This is a genomic window from Streptomyces sp. NPDC021096, from assembly GCF_040641275.1.
In the GTDB taxonomy this organism is placed as follows: Bacteria; Actinomycetota; Actinomycetes; order Streptomycetales; family Streptomycetaceae; genus Streptomyces.
In genome coordinates this window covers 39,070-55,309 of record NZ_JBFADG010000034.1, presented here as the reverse complement: position 1 = coordinate 55,309, position 16,240 = coordinate 39,070, and the positions used below count along the sequence as shown (strand labels likewise).

Genomic DNA, 16,240 nt, shown 5'->3' with positions numbered 1-16,240 from the left:
ACGCCCGGTTACATTCCGAACCCGGAAGCTAAGCCTTTCAGCGCCGATGGTACTGCAGGGGGGACCCTGTGGGAGAGTAGGACGCCGCCGAACAAATTGTGAAGCCGCAGGCCCCGAGTCTTTGACTCGGGGCCTGCGGCATTTTTGCGTTTAGGGTGACGTCATGCGCTATGACCTCGTCATCTTCGACAACGACGGTGTACTCGTCGACAGCGAGCCCATTGCCAACCGGATTCTCGCCGAGTACCTCACGGAGCTCGGCCATCCCACCAGCTATGAGGACTCCATTAGGGACTTCATGGGCGGTGCGGTCCACCGTGTGCACGACCTCGTTCTCGAGCGGACTGGCCGGCGCCTCCCCGAGGACTTCGACGACACCCTTCACTCGCGCACCTTCTCCGCCTTCGCCCGTGAACTCCAGCCCGTGAAGGGCGTCGCACAGGTCCTGGAGCTTCTGGCCGGCACCGGCATTCCGTACTGCGTCGCGTCCTCCGGCAGCCATGAGCGCATCCGGACCGGACATCGGGCGGCCGGCCTCACCGAGTGGTTCGACGAGGCACGGATATTCAGCTCCGAGGACGTCGGCCGGGGAAAGCCGGCGCCGGATCTCTTCCTGCACGCCGCACGGTCGATGGGGGTGGAGCCGGACCGGTGCGTCGTGGTCGAGGACAGCCCGCTCGGCATTCAGGCGGCCGTCGCGGCAGACATCGACGTCTACGCCTTCACGGCCATGACGCCCGCCGAGCGCCTGACCGGCGCGACCGGCCACTTCGCCGATATGACGGAACTCTCTGCCTTTCTCGTATGAGTCATCCATTACGGTGTCGCCCATGAGCGGCCGCGCACAGCTGATGTGGGACGAGGCAGTAACGGGCTACGACTTCGGCCCCGGACATCCGATGGACCCCGTGCGCCTCGCGCTCACCATGCGGTTGATCGAGGCATTCGGGCTGGACCGCGTGGCCCGTACCGTGGCGGCCCCACCCGCCGGGGATTCCACACTGCGGCTCGTCCACCGGCAGGACTACATCGCGGCCGTGCGGGCCGCCTCGGCCGACCCCCGGTCCGCCGACGGGTCCTACGGCCTCGGGACGGCCGACGATCCGGCGTTCGCGGGCATGCACGACGCGGCCGCGCTGATCGCCGGGCAGTCGGTGGCCGCCGCTGAGGCGGTGTGGCGCGGGGACGCCCTGCACGCGGTGAACTTCGCGGGCGGGCTGCACCACGCGATGCCGGGCAGCGCCTCCGGCTTCTGCGTGTACAACGACGCCGCCCTCGCCATCGCCCGGCTGCTCGAACTCGGCGTCGAGCGCGTGGCATACGTGGATGTGGACGTCCACCACGGGGACGGCGTGCAGGCCGCGTTCTGGGAGGACCCCAGAGTCCTGACGATCTCTCTGCACGAGCACCCCCGCACGCTCTTCCCGCAGACCGGCTGGCCCGAGGAGACCGGCGGCCAGGGCGCGGAGGGCGGTGCGGTCAATGTGGCGCTGCCGGCGGGGACGGGGGACGCCGGGTGGCTGCGGGCCTTCCACGCGGTCGTACCGGAGCTCCTGGCGGCCTTCCGGCCGCAGGTGCTGGTGACCCAGCACGGCGCCGACACCCACTTCGAGGACCCGCTGGCGCACCTGACCGTGTCCGTGGACGCGCAGCGGCTCGTGGCGGCCGCCTGCCACGATCTGGCGCACGAACATGCCGCCGGCCGCTGGCTGGCCCTGGGAGGCGGTGGCTACGCCGTCACGGACGTGGTGCCGCGGTCGTGGACCCATCTGGTGGGCATCGCCGCCGGGCGGCCAGTCGAGCCGGAGTCGCCGGTGCCGGAGGACTGGCGCAGTGAAGTCTTCCGGCGGACGCGTCAGTTGGGTCCGTTGCGGATGACGGACGGTCGCAAGCCGCAGTGGCGGGACTTCACCGGCTCCGGCTACGACCCGGCCGACCGGCTCGACCAGGCGATCCTCGCCACCCGGCGCGCGGTGTTTCCCTCCCACGGTCTGCTGCCGTAAGTGGTCCACGGGAAAGGGGTGTTAGCCCACGCGTGGGATGTCGGTCGCGAATCCCGGCGGCCGGCACCCCATTGCGTCAGCATCGGGCTCGTGTTGACCCCTGGCGCCACTCCCGGCCCCACCCCTGGTCCCGTCTCCACCTCTGTCCCCACCGTCCCCGTGCTCACCCGAAGTGCCCTCCGTGCCCACTTGTTGACCACCCGTCTGGCGGGTCCCGTGGCAACGCCCCGGGAACGGAGCCTGAGTCGCTACCGGTTGTTCGCCGCGCGGGACCCTCGGGTGCTGATCGGTCTGGAGCCGAAATATGACTGGCGCTTCGTCGACTTGTTGCGACTGATGGGGGAGAGGTGTGGAGTTTCGGACGATCCCAAGCACACTTCCGGGCATGATGTGATCGACCCCGATCGCACGCTGGTGGCACTCGATGCCTTCGCGGACCGTCTGGCGACGGTCGCCGCGACCGGGGCGCCGGTGCTGATCGGCACCGGTCATCCGCATCGGCTCCTTGGCTTCTACGCCGCTTTGGCCGCTGGTCTCTCGGCGGCGGGATGCGGTGTCCTCACCCCGGCGCAGGGGCAAAGTGTCGACATAACGACCCGGTTCGGCGTACGCACCTACCGCCTCGACTACGTTCGTGGAGTAGCGATGGTGCGCGAACCCGGCGCACGGGCCGCAGAAAGTGAGCCCGGCGCGCATACCCATTCACCCCTCCCGGTTCGTACCGTCCTGGCGGCCCAGGCGGAGGCCGGCGGACCCCTGCCCGCCCTGGTCATCGGGGACCACGGGTGGGTCTGCGGGGCAGGTCAGCTGGGCATTGAGGCCATCGGGCTGGCCGACTCGGACGACCCCGCGCTGTTCGTCGGAGAGGCCGAGGGCCGGGTGTCCGTCGCCGTTCCGCTTGATGACACTGTGCGGTCTGATTACTACCGACCGCTTACTCGCTATGTACTCAATCGAGCGTGTCTGTCACAGTAGGCGGCCGATGGCTGCTCCTCTTCCCCACTCGCATCACCCGCCCCTAACCTGGGGAGTGAGCGCGCAGCGACGAGGAGTCACCGGAGGGGAAGCCGGTGCGCGTCATGTGCGGAAGGTTCAGGTGTGTCATGGCTGCTGGCGAAAGGCCTCTCAACGAGGTCGTGTTCCTTACCGTGGCGGAAGTCGCCTCGGTGATGCGAGTCTCCAAGATGACCGTGTACCGGTTGGTGCACAGTGGTCATCTGCCGGCGATCCGGGTGGGCAGGTCGTTCCGGGTCCCAGAACAAGCGGTGCACGAGTACCTCCGAGAGTCCTACGTGGGGGTGGAAACCGCCTGACGGGCACCTCGGATTACGCTGATCGCCCGGTGCCGGGTAGGCTGGCCCGATGTAGGTCGTGTGGGCTCGGACGCCCCGCACCGAGTGAATCGATGTAAGCGAGGGTAGTCGTGGGCTCTGTTATCAAGAAGCGGCGCAAGCGGATGGCCAAGAAGAAGCACCGCAAGCTGCTCAAGCGCACGCGTGTTCAGCGTCGCAACAAGAAGTAAGCAGCGCCGCTGTGAACATCCCGCAGCCCTCCCACCGCTCGTCGGTGGGAGGGCTGCGGTGCGTTGCGGGGAGTGAAGCCCTCGCTACGGCTTGAAATGACGCCCGACCCGCCCGGCGGTCATCACAGTGCAACAACGACCCGCTACGGTGGCCGCCACAGGGCACCGCTCGACGAGCGCACCACTCGTCGGTCGAGGGTGGGAAGGAAGGCGCTGATCTTGGGCAAGGTCGTGCTCGTCACCGGAGTCGCACGGCAGCTGGGCGGTCGTTTCGTACGCCGCATCCAGCGCGAGCCCGACGTCGACCGGGTCATCGGGGTGGACGCAGTGCCACCCGAGCACCACCTCGGCGGGGCCGAATTCATACGGGCGGACATTCGCCAGCCCACGATCGGCAGGGTCCTGGCGGAGCGGTCCGTCGACACCGTCGTCCACATGGACGTCAACGGCACCCCCCTGGGCAAGCGCGGCAGCCGGGCACTGGTCAAGGAGACCAACGTCATCGGCACCATGCAGCTGCTCGGCGCCTGCCAGAAGACGCCCAGCGTCAAGCGGCTGGTCGTGAAGTCCACCACGAGCGTGTACGGCTCGGCGCCCCGCGACCCCGCCGTCTTCACCGAGACCACGCCGCCCAAGTCGCTGCCCAGCGGTGGCTTCGCCAAGGACGCCGTCGAGGTCGAGGGGTACGTGCGCGGCTTCGCCCGCCGTCGGCCCGACGTGGCCGTGTGCGTCCTGCGCTTCGCGAACGTCCTGGGGCCCTGTGCCGACTCGCCGCTCGCCGAGTACTTCTCCCTGCCCGTGCTGCCCAGCGTCCTCGGCTTCGATCCCCGCCTGCAGTTCGTGCACGAGGACGACGCGATCGAGGTGCTGCGGATCGCCACCGGGGAGCCCCGCCGGGGCACGCTCAACAGCGGCACGTTCAATATCGCGGGCGATGGCGTCCTGCTGCTCTCACAGGCCGCCAGGCGCCTCGGGCGCCCCACTCTCCCCTTCTTTCTGCCCACCGTGACCTGGGTCGGGTCCGCGCTGCGGTCGGTCGGCGCGCTGGACTTCTCGCCCGAGCAGATCCGGTTGCTCACGCACGGCCGTGTCGTCCAGACCACGCAGATGCGCGAGACCCTGGGCTTCCACCCCACGTACACCACCGCCGAGGCGTTCGCGGACTTCGTCCGCAGCCGCCCCGCGGGCCTGCTGCCGCCCGAGACCCTCGCCCGTACCGTCGACCGGATCGCCGCGCTGATGCCTGCCGGCCGCGGCCAGAACTGAGGAGCGCACGCACCATGGCCGATGCGAAGGTCATTCCGTTCGGCGAGGAGCCCCGGTCCAAGAGGCGGGCGAAGCGCACGGGCCCGGGCCGTACGAACCGTTCACCGGCGTCGCTGGCCCCCGTACCGGTTCCGCGCGAGGAGAAGCCGCAGCCCGCGGGGGCCACGGACGGACAGCCCGGCCACGACCCCGCCGCCGGGGAGCCGGCCGGCCAGGGCGGCTGGGACCGCAAGATCGCGCACGGGCTGAGCTTCCTGCGGCGGCGGATCACCGGCGAGTACGACGTCGACGACTTCGGGTACGACCAGGAGCTCACCGACCAGGTCATCCTGTCTCTGCTGCGGCCCTTCAAGGAGAAGTACTTCCGGGTCGAGGTGAAGGGCATCGAGAACATCCCGGAGAAGGGGGCGGCGCTGATCGTCGCCAACCACTCCGGCACCCTGCCCATCGACGGCCTGATGCTCCAGGTAGCCGTGCACGACCATCACCCGGCCGGCCGGAACGTGCGGATGCTCGCGGCGGACCTCGTCTTCATGCTGCCGCTCGTCAACGAGCTCTCCCGCAAGCTCGGGCACACCCTCGCCTGCGCCGAGGACGCCCAGCGGCTGCTCGAGCGCGGCGAGGTGGTGGGCGTGATGCCGGAGGGCTTCAAGGGGATCGGGAAGCCCTTCTCCGAGCGCTACAAGCTGCAGCGCTTCGGGCGGGGCGGCTTCGTCCAGACGGCACTGCGTGCCGGGGCGCCGATCGTGCCGTGCTCGATCGTCGGGGCGGAGGAGATCTACCCGATGCTCGGCAATTCCCGGACGGTGGCGCGGCTGCTGGGCATCCCCTACTTCCCGCTGACGCCGGCCTTTCCCTGGCTCGGGCCGCTGGGCCTGGTGCCGCTGCCGACGAAGTGGACGATCCAGTTCGGGGAGCCGATCTCCACGGACGGCTACCCGCCGGAGGCGGCGGACGACCCGATGCTGATGTTCAACCTCACGGATCAGGTCCGGGAAACGATTCAGCACACGCTGTACAAGCTGCTCGTGCAGAGGCGGTCCGTGTTCTTCTGACCGGCCCCCGTCCGACCGGCCACGACAGAGGCGGCCGGTGTTCTTCCGGGGGTCTCCCCGGAAGAACCACCGACCGCCTCTGGTGTCGCGTGCCCGGTGCCGCTACTTGTCGTCCTCGCCGTGGATGCCGAGGCCCGGGAGGATGTCCGGGAGCAGCGGCGGGATGGTGATGTCCGGCTGCTTGGACGGCTTGCCGTCCTTGCCGTGCGAGGGACGGTCCGTGCCGGTGCCCTCGGAGCTCGGGGCGGGCTGCAGCAGGCCCGTACCGCCCAGGAGGCCCTCGCGCTCGTCGCCGGTGCCCTGGGAGGACTGCGGGGGCTTGCTGCCGGGGTGCTTGCCGTCGGCCGTGGCGGGGGCCTTGGACGCCGGCGCGGAGTGGCCCGCGCTCTCGGGGGAGCCGTGCGAGGAGCCGCCCTCGCGGCTGCCGGAGCCCTTCTTGCCGCTCTTGTCGTCGGGGAGCAGGGACCGCAGCGGCTCGACCTCATCGTCTATGGCGGCGAAGACCGAGCTGACGTCGTCGGCGACGTCGGTGAGCTGGTGGGGCAGCCGGTCGCGCAGCCGGCTCCACCCTTCGCGCTGGGAGGAGGCGAACGTCGACAGCCGCTCGATCGCCCCGAGGGAGCCGTCGCGCTGATAGACGCCGTGCAGCAGCCGGTGGCCCTCGGAGGCGTCGTGCCGCATCCCGGAGAGGGTCTTGCGGATCTCCGCCAGGGACTCCTGGTCGAGCTCACCGGACCGGCCGCGCTCCATCAGGCGGCGGGTCTCCTGCAGCCGTGTGGTGGCCCGGTCGAGGAAGAGCCCGCCCCGGGTGGAGTCCCCGTCGGCCATGCCGAGCCTGAGGTCCTCCATGCCGCGCTTGAGCCCGTACAGCGTGTCGCCGGGCAGGGCGTTGGAGCTCGCCGCGGCGACACCGCCGAACGCGCCCGCCGCCACGCCCACCGTGAGGCCGCCGGCCGCCAGCCCCTTGGACCAGCGTGAGCGCGGCCGGAGCCGGCTCAGCGCGCTCGCCCGGTGGGTCCCCCGGCCGGAGCGCTGCTCCGGGACGGCGGCTCCGGCGAACTGGGCCTCCATGGCGGCGATCAGCTGCGCCCGCTGCACGGTTTTGACCTCGGGGTCCAGCTCGGGAGCCGGCAGCGCACCGAGCCCGCCCGCCAGGGTCAACAGTTTTGCCTGCTCGGCGTCTTCCGCCGATGGGCCGGACTGTGCGGCCGCAGCACCCTGGACGTCCTGGTCCTCCAGGGCCTGGGCGAAGGCGTTCGCCCGCCGGTGCGCCGATACGTTCGCGATCACAGGCGGCACCTCCTCTCGTCATGACGGTCGACTCCCCTGGGCACCTGAAGAGTTGCATGCCTTGAGAGCATCCACTCGATCGAGTGAGTGAATACGGGCATGACGCGGCATGGGGAAGTCTGCATCCCGGACAACGAGCGGCGCGGCAGTCGGGTTACGCGGCCGGGGCGAGGTGGCCGCTGGTGAGTGAAATCAGGCATCGGGTCGGCGCAAGATCAGCGTGCGTCGTCCGGGAGGAGTCGCGCAAGAGTGCGCACCGCCCGGTACTGGAGCGTCTTGATGGCGCCCTCGTTCTTCCCCATGACACGGGCGGTCTCGGCGACCGACAGGCCCTGCAGGAAGCGGAGGGTGACGCACTCCTGCTGCTGTGGATTGAGCTTGCGCACCGCCTCCAACAGGGCGGCGTTGGAAAGGGATTCGAGGACCGAGTCCTCGGGACTGCGCTCGACCTCGTTGGCGTCGAGCATCTCCCCGGTGGTCACTTCGAGCCGGAACCTTGACGACTTGAAGTGGTCGGCGACGAGGTTGCGGGCGATGGTCACCAGCCAGGCGCCGAAGTCGCGGCCCTGCCAGGTGAAGGTGCCGATCCGGCGCAGGGCGCGCAGGAACGTCTCGCTCGTGAGGTCCTCCGCCGTGGCCCGGCCGCCCACGCGGTAGTAGATGTAGCGGTAGACGGTGTCGGCGTACTGGTCGTAGAGGCGGCCGAATGCCTCGGCCTCGCCGGCCTGGGCGCGCTCGACCAGGTCGAGCATGCGGGCGCTGTCGCTGTCCGCGCTCGGACGGCGGGTGGTGGTGGACGTACCGGTGCCGGCCCCTCGGCGGGCGCGTCTGCCGACGGCCGCGCTGCTCTCGGCGAGGGCGTAGCAGGGTCCGACAGGCCCCCCCGCTACGGCAGGGGCGAGCGTGGCGAAGGCGGGGACGGCGTACGCGGTGGGGACGAAGCCGCGCAGACGGTCGACGACCGCTGCGCGCAGCGTAGCCAGGCCCGAGGCGTCAACCCCGACGTGTGGGTACACGGGACTCCCAGAGGCAGAGCTTCCATCACGTGCAGTGCCAGACCGTTCACTCGTCGTAGGGACAAGCGGGTACCGGCTTGCGTCTGAGGAGAATAACCCTTCGTACAGGCAGCGCTACACCGAGTTGCTCAAATCATCGTTTCCGTTCGATCTCGGCACCATTCATGGCCGATCAAATATCGAACTACGAACGGAAGTTGACCGAATTTGCCGATGGTGTGGCCGATTGGGCAGCGTGTTGTGGCAATCCGGACACCGCAGGACTGTCGGGGGCCATGTGGGGGTATGACAACAGGATTGCCTGTGCGGCCAGTTCGGTTACGGGCTGTGGCGAGGAGGCGCGCCGTAGCTGTCGCCCGTTCCGGTGATGGGCCCGCTGACGGACGCGGGCCGCGGAGAGGGCGGGCACGGGCGGGGAAAGCCGTCGGCCGGCCCCGCCGTGGGGCGGAGCCGGCCGGTGCTTCGGGTGGGGGCCCGGGGGCTCAGCGGCGGCGGTGGCGGTGCAGGGCGATGCCGGCGGCCGCGCCGCCCGCCAGGGCGCCGAGGCCGGCCGCGGCCGGGATGCCGATCTTGGCGGCCTTGCGGCCCGTGCGGTAGTCGCGCAGCCGCCAGCCGCGCTCGCGCGCGTGCTTGCGCAGCCGGGTGTCGGGGTTGACCGCGTAGGGGTGGCCGACGAGGGAGAGCATCGGGATGTCGTTGTGCGAGTCGCTGTAGGCGGCGCAGCGCGTCAGGTCCAGGCCCTCGGCCGTCGCCAGCGCCCGTACGGCCTCCGCCTTGGCCGGGCCGTGCAGCAGCTCGCCGACCAGCTTGCCGGTGTAGATGCCGCCGATGGACTCGGCGACCGTGCCGAGGGCGCCGGTCAGGCCCAGCCGGCGGGCGATGATCGTGGCGGTCTCGACCGGGGCGGCCGTCACCAGCCACACCTTCTGGCCCGCGTCGAGGTGGGCCTGGGCCAGGGCGCGGGTGCCGGGCCAGATGCGCTCGGCCATGTACTCGTCGTAGATCTCCTCGCCGATGGTCATCAGCTCGGAGACGCGGTGGCCCTTGACGATCGACAGGACGCTGTCGCGGGCCTCCTGCACGTGCTCGGGGTCCTCTATGCCGGCGAGGCGGAAGTAGGCCTGCTGCCAGGCGAAGCGGGCGAGCTCGCGCTTGCCGAAGAACTGCCGCTTGTAGAGGCCACGGCCGAAGTGGAAGATCGCGGCGCCCTGCATGACGGTGTTGTCGAGGTCGAAGAACGCGGCGGCCTTCTCATCGCCCGCGACGGGGAACTCCGGCTCGGGCTCCTGGGGCCCCGGCCGGCCCGTGGCCAGCGCTTCTTCGTTCTCCTGAGCGGACTTGCGGGCTGCCTCCGCCGCCGCCTCGCCGGCCAGCACGCTGCGTGCGGTCGCGGAGCGCCTGCGGTGGGTGAGCCATCCGAGTGCGGCCATGCCGCGAGCATAGCCAGTTTGTTCGGGGTAACCGGAAGTCGGGACGGTGCGATGGCGTGAACTCTGCGCGTCGGGCCGGTTACCCTCCGGTCGGCCGCCGGGCGCGTCAGCCGCCGAGGGCCTTGCGCAGCCGGTCCGGGTTCACCCGCCAGAAGTCGTGCTGGGCGCCGTCGACGAGGACGACCGGAATCTGCTCCCAGTACTTCCTGTGCAGCTCCTCGTCCTCGGTGATGTCCTTCTTCTCCCAGCGGGCGCCGAGCTCGCCGCAGACCTCGGCGATGACGGCCTCGGCGTCGTCGCACAGGTGGCAGCCGGGCTTGCCGACCAGCGTGACCACGCGGTCGGCGGGATTCTTGCGGGCATTGCGGCGCAGGAGCGGGCTCATGAGGGCAATTGTGCCGTCTCCGCGGACGCTCGTGCGGCGGGATTGGGTGCCTGAGTCGACTACCATCGTGGGCGATTTGTTGGTGTCCGGGGGTATAGCGGTGAGGAGTGAGCGCCCGTGTCCCCGTCCACGCGCCTATGGTGCTCCTGTGACTGGTGTGGCGGTCGCGGTGGTGCGGGCGATGGTTCCCGGACCGGGCCGAATCATCGCGTGACACCCATCACTTTGCCGGGGCAAAACGGACACCATCTTTGTGCACGCGTTCACAAAGGCATAGCCTGCGTTCGACGGGGCGGTCCTGGGACAAGGCGCCGCCTGCAGCCCCGCTCTACCCGCAGGAGCACCGTGGCAACTGGCCGAACTCACCGACCGGCGACCCGAAGCCGAGGGATCCCCGAGGCCACCGTCGCCCGGCTTCCGCTGTATCTGCGTGCGCTGACCGCGCTCTCCGAGCGCTCGGTGCCCACGGTCTCCTCCGAGGAGCTCGCGACCGCGGCGGGGGTCAACTCCGCCAAGCTCCGCAAGGACTTCAGCTACCTCGGCTCGTACGGCACCCGCGGTGTCGGCTACGACGTCGAGTACCTCGTGTACCAGATCTCGCGGGAACTCGGCCTGACCCAGGACTGGCCGGTCGTGATCGTCGGCATCGGAAACCTCGGCGCCGCCCTGGCCAACTACGGCGGCTTCGCCTCCCGTGGCTTCCGCGTCGCGGCGCTGATCGACGCCGACCCCGCCATGGCCGGCAAGCCGGTCGCCGGGCTGCCCGTGCGGCACACCGACGAGCTCGAGTCGATCATCAGTGACAACGGCGTCTCCATCGGCGTCATCGCCACGCCCGCCGGCGCCGCCCAGCAGGTCTGCGACCGCCTCGTCGCCGCCGGCGTCACCTCGATCCTCAACTTCGCGCCGACCGTGCTGTCCGTCCCGGACGGCGTCGACGTGCGCAAGGTCGACCTCTCCATCGAGCTGCAGATCCTCGCCTTCCACGAGCAGCGCAAGGCCGGCGAGGAGAGCGGACCCGCCGCGGCCGCGGCCGCGCCCCGCCCGGACCTCGCGTCCCGGCCGGCGGCGCCGGCCCGTACGGGCGCGGGCAGCGGCAAGGGACCGGACGGGGACGTTCCCGCCGTGATGCCGGCATGAGTCTTCTGGTCGTGGGCCTCAGCCACCGCAGCGCGCCGGTCAGCGTGCTGGAGCGGGCCGCCCTCACGCGCGAGACGCAGGCCAGGCTCGTGCACGACACGCTGGCCGCGGAGCCCGCCACCGAGGCGGCGGTGCTCGCCACGTGCAACCGCATCGAGCTCTACGCCGACGTGGACAAGTTCCACGCCGGTGTCGCCGAGCTGTCCACGCTGCTCGCCCGGCACTCGGGCGTCGGCCTGGACGAGCTCACTCCGTACCTCTACGTGCACTACGAGGACCGGGCCGTCCACCATCTCTTCTCGGTGGCGTGCGGGCTGGACTCGATGGTCGTCGGCGAGGGCCAGATCCTCGGCCAGATCAAGGACGCGCTCGCGCTCGGCCAGGAGCTGCACACCGCCGGCCGGCTGCTGAACGACCTCTTCCAGCAGGCCCTGCGCGTCGGCAAGCGCGCCCACAGCGAGACCGGCATCGACAAGGCCGGCCAGTCGCTGGTGACCTTCGGCCTCGAGCAGCTCGCCGAGGGCGCCGCCGTCACCGACTGGGCCGCCGGCAAGCGCGCCCTCGTCATCGGCGCCGGCTCGATGTCCTCGCTGGCCGCGGCCACCCTGGCCCGGGCGGGAGTGGCCCACGTGGCCGTCGCCAACCGCACCCTGGAGCGGGCCCGGCGCCTGGCGCAGATCCTCACCGAGCCCGGCGCCCCGGGCGCGCCCGGCTTCACGGCCTCGGCCGTGGAGATGGCGGGCGTCGACGAGGAGCTGGCGTGCGCCGACGTCGTCGTGTCCTGCACCGGCGCCACGGGCCTGGTCCTGACCGTCGACGCCATACGGGCCGCCCTCGCCGGCCGCAAGGAGGCCCCCGGCCCCTGCGGCACCGCCCCGGGCCCCTGCGCCGCCGCCCCGGCCGGCGCCCAGGCCCGTACGGACGTACGCCTGGCCCTGCTCGACCTCGCCATGCCCCGCGACATCGACGCCGCCGCGCACCGCCTCGAGGGCGTACGGCTCGTCGACATCGAGACCCTGGCCGAGGCCTCCGCCGACGCGCCCATGGCCGCCGACGTCGACCAGGTGCGCTCCATCGTCTCCGACGAGGTCGCCGCCTTCGGCGCCGCCCAGCGGGCCGCGCACATCACGCCCACCGTGGTCGCGCTGCGCACCATGGCCGCGGACGTCGTCGCGGGCGAGATGGCCCGCCTCAACGGCCGCCTTCCCGACCTGGACGACAAGCAGCGCGCGGAGATCACCCAGACCGTGCGCCGCGTCGTCGACAAGCTCCTCCACGCGCCGACCGTGCGGGTCAAGGAGCTGGCCTCCACCCCCGGGGGCGCCGGCTACGCCGACGCCCTGCGGGAACTCTTCGACCTCGACCCGCAGGCGGTCGCCGCCGTCAGCCGGGCGGACACACGTGCCGACAGGCACACCACAGCACGGGAGTCGGCATGAACGACACCTCCACCGACCAGCGGCCGCTGCGGCTCGGCACCCGCCGCAGCCAGCTCGCCATGGCCCAGTCAGGGCAGGTGGCCGAGGCCGTCCGGCAGCTGACCGGGCGACCGGTCGAGCTGGTCGAGATCACCACGTACGGCGATGTCTCCCGCGAGGCGCTCGCGCAGATCGGCGGCACCGGGGTCTTCGTCTCCGCGCTGCGCGACGCGCTGCTCGCGGGCGAGATCGACTTCGCCGTGCACTCGCTGAAGGACCTGCCCACCACGCAGCCGGACGAGCTCGCCCTCGCCGCGATCCCGCTCCGCGAGGACCCGCGCGACGTGCTCGTCGCCCGCGACGGGCTGACCTTCGAGCGGCTGCCGCGGGGCGCCCGTGTCGGCACGGGTTCGCCGCGCCGCATGGCGCAGCTCAACGCGTGGGCGCGCGAGCTCGGCCTGGAGATCGAGACTGTGCCGATCCGCGGCAACATCGATACCCGCGTCGGCTTCGTCACCCGTGGCGAGCTGGACGCCGTGGTGCTGGCCGCCGCCGGGCTCAGCCGCATCGGCCGGCTCGGGGACGTCACCCAGTTCCTGGACCCCGACCAGATTTTGCCCGCCCCCGGCCAGGGGGCGCTGGCGATCGAGTGCGCCGCGACCAACGCACCGCTCGCCGCCACGCTCGCCGAGCTCGACGACCCGCACACGCGGGCCGCCGTGACCGCCGAGCGGTCCCTGCTCGCCGCCCTGGAGGCCGGCTGCAGTGCGCCCGTGGGCGCCCTGGCCGACCTTTTGGTCGACGGGCAGGCTGTCACCGAAATGCGCCTGCGCGGCGTCGTCGGCTCGACCGACGGCTCGACGCTGGTGCAGCTGTCCACCACCGGTCCCGTACCCGCGTCCGAGGAGGACGCCCTTGCTCTCGGCCGCGGACTCGCCGCCGAGATGCTCGACAAGGGTGCGGCCGGTCTTATGGGGGAGCGAGCACATTGAACCCCACCGCCCCGAACCACCCCGCGCACGGGCACGTCACCTTCCTCGGTGCCGGCCCCGGAGACCCGGGACTGCTGACGCTGCGCGCCGTGGAGGCACTGGCGTCCGCGGACGTCCTGATCGCCGATCCGCAGGTGCTCGACGTGGTGCGTACGCATGCCCGCAGCACTGTGGACATGCCGGCCCAGACGGTTACTGATGAGTCGTCAAAGGACGCCGGGATTCCGGTCCTCAGGGACACGGCCAATCTTGTCATGTCGGCCGCGCGCGGCGGCAAGCGGGTCGTCCGTGCGGTTCTCGGCGACCCCGGACTCGACGGCAACGCCGCCGACGAGATGCTGGCCTGCGCCGACGGGGGCATCACCTTCGAGGTGGTGCCGGGCGTCGCCACGGCCGTCGGCGTGCCCGCCTACGCCGGCGTGCCGCTGCGCGACGGCAAGGGCGGCGACGTGCGGTTCGTCGACGCCCGCACCGCCTCGGCCACCTGCTGGGCCGAGGTCGGCGCGAGCGAGGTGACCGCGGTCGTCTCCACCACCCTGGACTCGGTCGTCGCCACCGCCGGCGAGCTGGTCTCCGCCGGCCGCAAGCCCGACACCTCGGTCAGCGTCACCGTCGCCGGCACCACCACGCGCCAGCGCACCTGGACCGCCACCCTCGGCACGCTCCAGCAGGTGCTCAAGGCCGCCAAGGTGCTGCCGTCGCCCGACGGCGGCCAGCCCGTCATAGCCGTGGTCGGCGAGCGCAGCGCCGCCGCGCGGCGCGAGAGGCTCTCCTGGTTCGAGTCCAAGCCGCTGTTCGGCTGGAACGTCCTGGTGCCGCGCACCAAGGAGCAGGCCGCCTCGCTCTCCGACCAGCTCCGCTCGTACGGCGCCGTGCCCAGCGAGGTGCCGACCATCGCCGTCGAACCGCCGCGCACCCCCCAGCAGATGGAGCGCGCGGTCAAGGGCCTGGTCACCGGCCGCTACGAGTGGATCGCCTTCACCTCCGTCAACGCCGTCAAGGCGGTGCGCGAGAAGTTCGAGGAGTACGGGCTCGACGCGCGCGCCTTCGCGGGCATCAAGGTCGCCGCCGTCGGCGAGCAGACCGCCAAGTCGCTGATCGAGTTCGGCGTCAAGCCCGACCTCGTGCCCAGCGGCGAGCAGTCCGCCGCCGGCCTGCTCGAGGACTGGCCGCCCTACGACCCGGTCTTCGACCCGATCGACCGCGTCTTCCTGCCGCGCGCCGACATCGCCACCGAGACCCTGGTGGCCGGCCTGATCGAACTGGGCTGGGAGGTCGACGACGTCACGGCCTACCGGACCGTGCGCGCCTCGCCGCCGCCGGCCGAGACCCGGGAGGCGATCAAGGGCGGCGGCTTCGACGCCGTGCTGTTCACCTCCTCCTCCACCGTGCGGAACCTCGTCGGCATCGCCGGCAAGCCGCACAATGTCACCGTCATCGCCTGCATCGGCCCCGCCACCGCGAAGACCGCGGAGGAACACGGCCTGCGGGTGGACGTGCTGTCGCCCGAGCCCTCGGTGCACAAGCTGGCCGAGGCGCTCGCGGAGTTCGGCGCGGCCCGGCGCGACGCGGCCCTGGAGGCCGGCGACCCGGTCACCCGCCCGAGCGAGCGGCGGCCCGGATCGCGCAGAAGGGCACGGAGTTGAGCACCACGTACGGAACGTTCCCGGGGTCCCGCCCCCGGCGCCTTCGCACCACCCCGGCCATGCGCCGCATGGTCGCCGAACACCGGCTGCACCCGGCCGACCTGATCCTCCCCGCCTTCGTGCGGGAGGGCGCGGCCGAGCCGGTGCCGATCTCCGCCATGCCGGGCGTCGTCCAGCACACCCGCGACACCCTGCGCAAGGCCGCCGTCGAGGCACGTGAGGCCGGCGTCGCCGGCATCATGCTCTTCGGCGTGCCCGAGGAGGCCAAGAAGGACGCGCTCGGCACCGCCGGCACCGACCCCGACGGCATCCTCCAGGTCGCCATCCGCGATGTGAAGGCCGAGGTCGGCGACGAGCTCGTCATCATGTCCGACCTGTGCCTGGACGAGTACACCGACCACGGCCACTGCGGAGTCCTCGACTCCGAAGGCCGCGTCGACAACGACGCCACCCTCGAGCGCTACGCCGAGATGGCCCAGGTCCAGGCCGACGCCGGCGTCCACATCGTGGGCCCCAGCGGCATGATGGACGGCCAGGTCGGCGTCATCCGCGACGCCCTCGACCAGACCGGCCACGAGGACGTCACCGTCCTGGCCTACACCGCCAAGTACGCCTCCGCCTTCTACGGCCCCTTCCGCGAGGCCGTCGGCTCCTCGCTGCAGGGCGACCGCAAGACGTACCAGCAGGACCCGGCCAACCTCCGCGAGTCGATGCGCGAGCTCGCGCTCGACCTCGCCGAGGGCGCCGACATGGTCATGGTCAAGCCGGCCCTGCCCTACCTCGACGTCCTCGCCAAGATCGCCGAGTCGGTGGACGTGCCCGTCGCCGCCTACCAGATCTCCGGTGAGTACGCGATGGTCGAGGCCGCCGCCGCCAACGGCTGGATCGACCGCGACCGCGCGATCATGGAGACGCTCACCGGCATCAAGCGCGCCGGCGCCAACATGATCCTCACCTACTGGGCGACGGAGGTCGCCCGGCAGCTGTAAAGCCGGCTTGACGCCCCACGGCGTCCCGACCGCGACCGTGACACAGCGCGATGGCGGCGTTCCCAAGGCCCCTGGGCCCCGGAACGCC

General features: G+C 71.4%; 16 protein-coding genes and 1 rRNA gene. 13 read left to right on the top strand and 4 right to left on the bottom strand.

Going from position 1 to position 16,240, the window contains the following annotated elements:
• From rrf to AB0G59_RS27160, 8 genes are all read left to right on the top strand, one after another.
• A 5S ribosomal RNA gene (rrf, locus tag AB0G59_RS27195) occupies positions 1 to 93 on the top strand; the annotation flags it as partial.
• A 70-nt stretch (positions 94 to 163) separates the two neighbouring features.
• Entirely contained in the window at positions 164 to 808 is a 645-nt protein-coding gene (locus AB0G59_RS27190; RefSeq protein ID WP_360916769.1) for an HAD family hydrolase, read from the top strand.
• Between the two features lie 22 nt (positions 809 to 830).
• A complete protein-coding gene (locus tag AB0G59_RS27185) occupies positions 831 to 2,003 on the top strand; it encodes an acetoin utilization protein AcuC (RefSeq protein WP_360916766.1) in 1,173 nt (390 codons plus the stop codon).
• A 159-nt stretch (positions 2,004 to 2,162) separates the two neighbouring features.
• On the top strand, positions 2,163 to 2,978 hold the full coding sequence (locus AB0G59_RS27180; protein WP_360916764.1) for a phosphatase: 816 nt from the start codon (positions 2,163 to 2,165) through the stop codon (positions 2,976 to 2,978).
• Positions 2,979 to 3,106: 128 nt separating this feature from the next.
• Positions 3,107 to 3,316: a helix-turn-helix domain-containing protein gene (locus tag AB0G59_RS27175; RefSeq protein ID WP_031145511.1), complete on the top strand. Its 210-nt coding sequence runs from the start codon at positions 3,107 to 3,109 to the stop codon at positions 3,314 to 3,316.
• Positions 3,317 to 3,426: 110 nt separating this feature from the next.
• The gene (locus tag AB0G59_RS27170; RefSeq protein WP_003948845.1) at positions 3,427 to 3,525 is read left to right on the top strand and encodes an AURKAIP1/COX24 domain-containing protein; all 99 of its coding nucleotides are present in this window, start codon (positions 3,427 to 3,429) and stop codon (positions 3,523 to 3,525) included.
• 219 nt (positions 3,526 to 3,744) lie between these two features.
• Positions 3,745 to 4,791 (top strand): NAD-dependent epimerase/dehydratase family protein, encoded by a 1,047-nt coding sequence (locus tag AB0G59_RS27165; protein WP_360916760.1) that lies wholly within the window; start codon positions 3,745 to 3,747, stop codon positions 4,789 to 4,791.
• A 14-nt stretch (positions 4,792 to 4,805) separates the two neighbouring features.
• Positions 4,806 to 5,846, top strand: a complete 1,041-nt coding sequence (locus AB0G59_RS27160; RefSeq protein ID WP_071965495.1) for a lysophospholipid acyltransferase family protein — start codon at positions 4,806 to 4,808, stop codon at positions 5,844 to 5,846.
• Between the two features lie 102 nt (positions 5,847 to 5,948).
• Here AB0G59_RS27160 and AB0G59_RS27155 read toward each other — a convergent pair whose 3' ends face one another.
• From AB0G59_RS27155 to AB0G59_RS27140, 4 genes are all read right to left on the bottom strand, one after another.
• On the bottom strand, positions 5,949 to 7,136 hold the full coding sequence (locus tag AB0G59_RS27155; RefSeq protein ID WP_360916756.1) for a DUF5667 domain-containing protein: 1,188 nt from the start codon (positions 7,134 to 7,136) through the stop codon (positions 5,949 to 5,951).
• A 215-nt stretch (positions 7,137 to 7,351) separates the two neighbouring features.
• The gene (locus AB0G59_RS27150) at positions 7,352 to 8,152 is read right to left on the bottom strand and encodes an ECF subfamily RNA polymerase sigma factor, BldN family (RefSeq protein ID WP_360916753.1); all 801 of its coding nucleotides are present in this window, start codon (positions 8,150 to 8,152) and stop codon (positions 7,352 to 7,354) included.
• A gap of 482 nt (positions 8,153 to 8,634) precedes the next feature.
• Complete coding sequence (locus AB0G59_RS27145) at positions 8,635 to 9,582, bottom strand: HAD-IB family hydrolase (protein WP_360916751.1); 948 nt, start codon at positions 9,580 to 9,582, stop codon at positions 8,635 to 8,637.
• Positions 9,583 to 9,688: 106 nt separating this feature from the next.
• Positions 9,689 to 9,967 (bottom strand): glutaredoxin family protein, encoded by a 279-nt coding sequence (locus tag AB0G59_RS27140; protein ID WP_071965498.1) that lies wholly within the window; start codon positions 9,965 to 9,967, stop codon positions 9,689 to 9,691.
• Positions 9,968 to 10,312: 345 nt separating this feature from the next.
• Between AB0G59_RS27140 and AB0G59_RS27135 the strand changes: the two genes are divergently transcribed.
• The 5 genes from AB0G59_RS27135 to hemB are packed head-to-tail and all read left to right on the top strand — an operon-like array spanning position 10,313 to position 16,152.
• Complete coding sequence (locus tag AB0G59_RS27135) at positions 10,313 to 11,107, top strand: redox-sensing transcriptional repressor Rex (protein WP_360916748.1); 795 nt, start codon at positions 10,313 to 10,315, stop codon at positions 11,105 to 11,107.
• Entirely contained in the window at positions 11,104 to 12,546 is a 1,443-nt protein-coding gene (locus tag AB0G59_RS27130) for a glutamyl-tRNA reductase (protein ID WP_360916745.1), read from the top strand. The genes AB0G59_RS27135 and AB0G59_RS27130 overlap by 4 nt, the downstream gene beginning before the upstream one ends.
• Complete coding sequence (hemC, locus tag AB0G59_RS27125) at positions 12,543 to 13,517, top strand: hydroxymethylbilane synthase (RefSeq protein WP_360916742.1); 975 nt, start codon at positions 12,543 to 12,545, stop codon at positions 13,515 to 13,517. The genes AB0G59_RS27130 and hemC overlap by 4 nt, the downstream gene beginning before the upstream one ends.
• A complete protein-coding gene (locus tag AB0G59_RS27120; protein WP_360916739.1) occupies positions 13,514 to 15,163 on the top strand; it encodes a uroporphyrinogen-III synthase in 1,650 nt (549 codons plus the stop codon). Before hemC ends, AB0G59_RS27120 begins: the two co-directional genes overlap by 4 nt.
• The gene (hemB, locus tag AB0G59_RS27115; RefSeq protein ID WP_071965503.1) at positions 15,160 to 16,152 is read left to right on the top strand and encodes a porphobilinogen synthase; all 993 of its coding nucleotides are present in this window, start codon (positions 15,160 to 15,162) and stop codon (positions 16,150 to 16,152) included. Before AB0G59_RS27120 ends, hemB begins: the two co-directional genes overlap by 4 nt.
• The last annotated feature ends 88 nt before the right edge of the window (positions 16,153 to 16,240 follow it).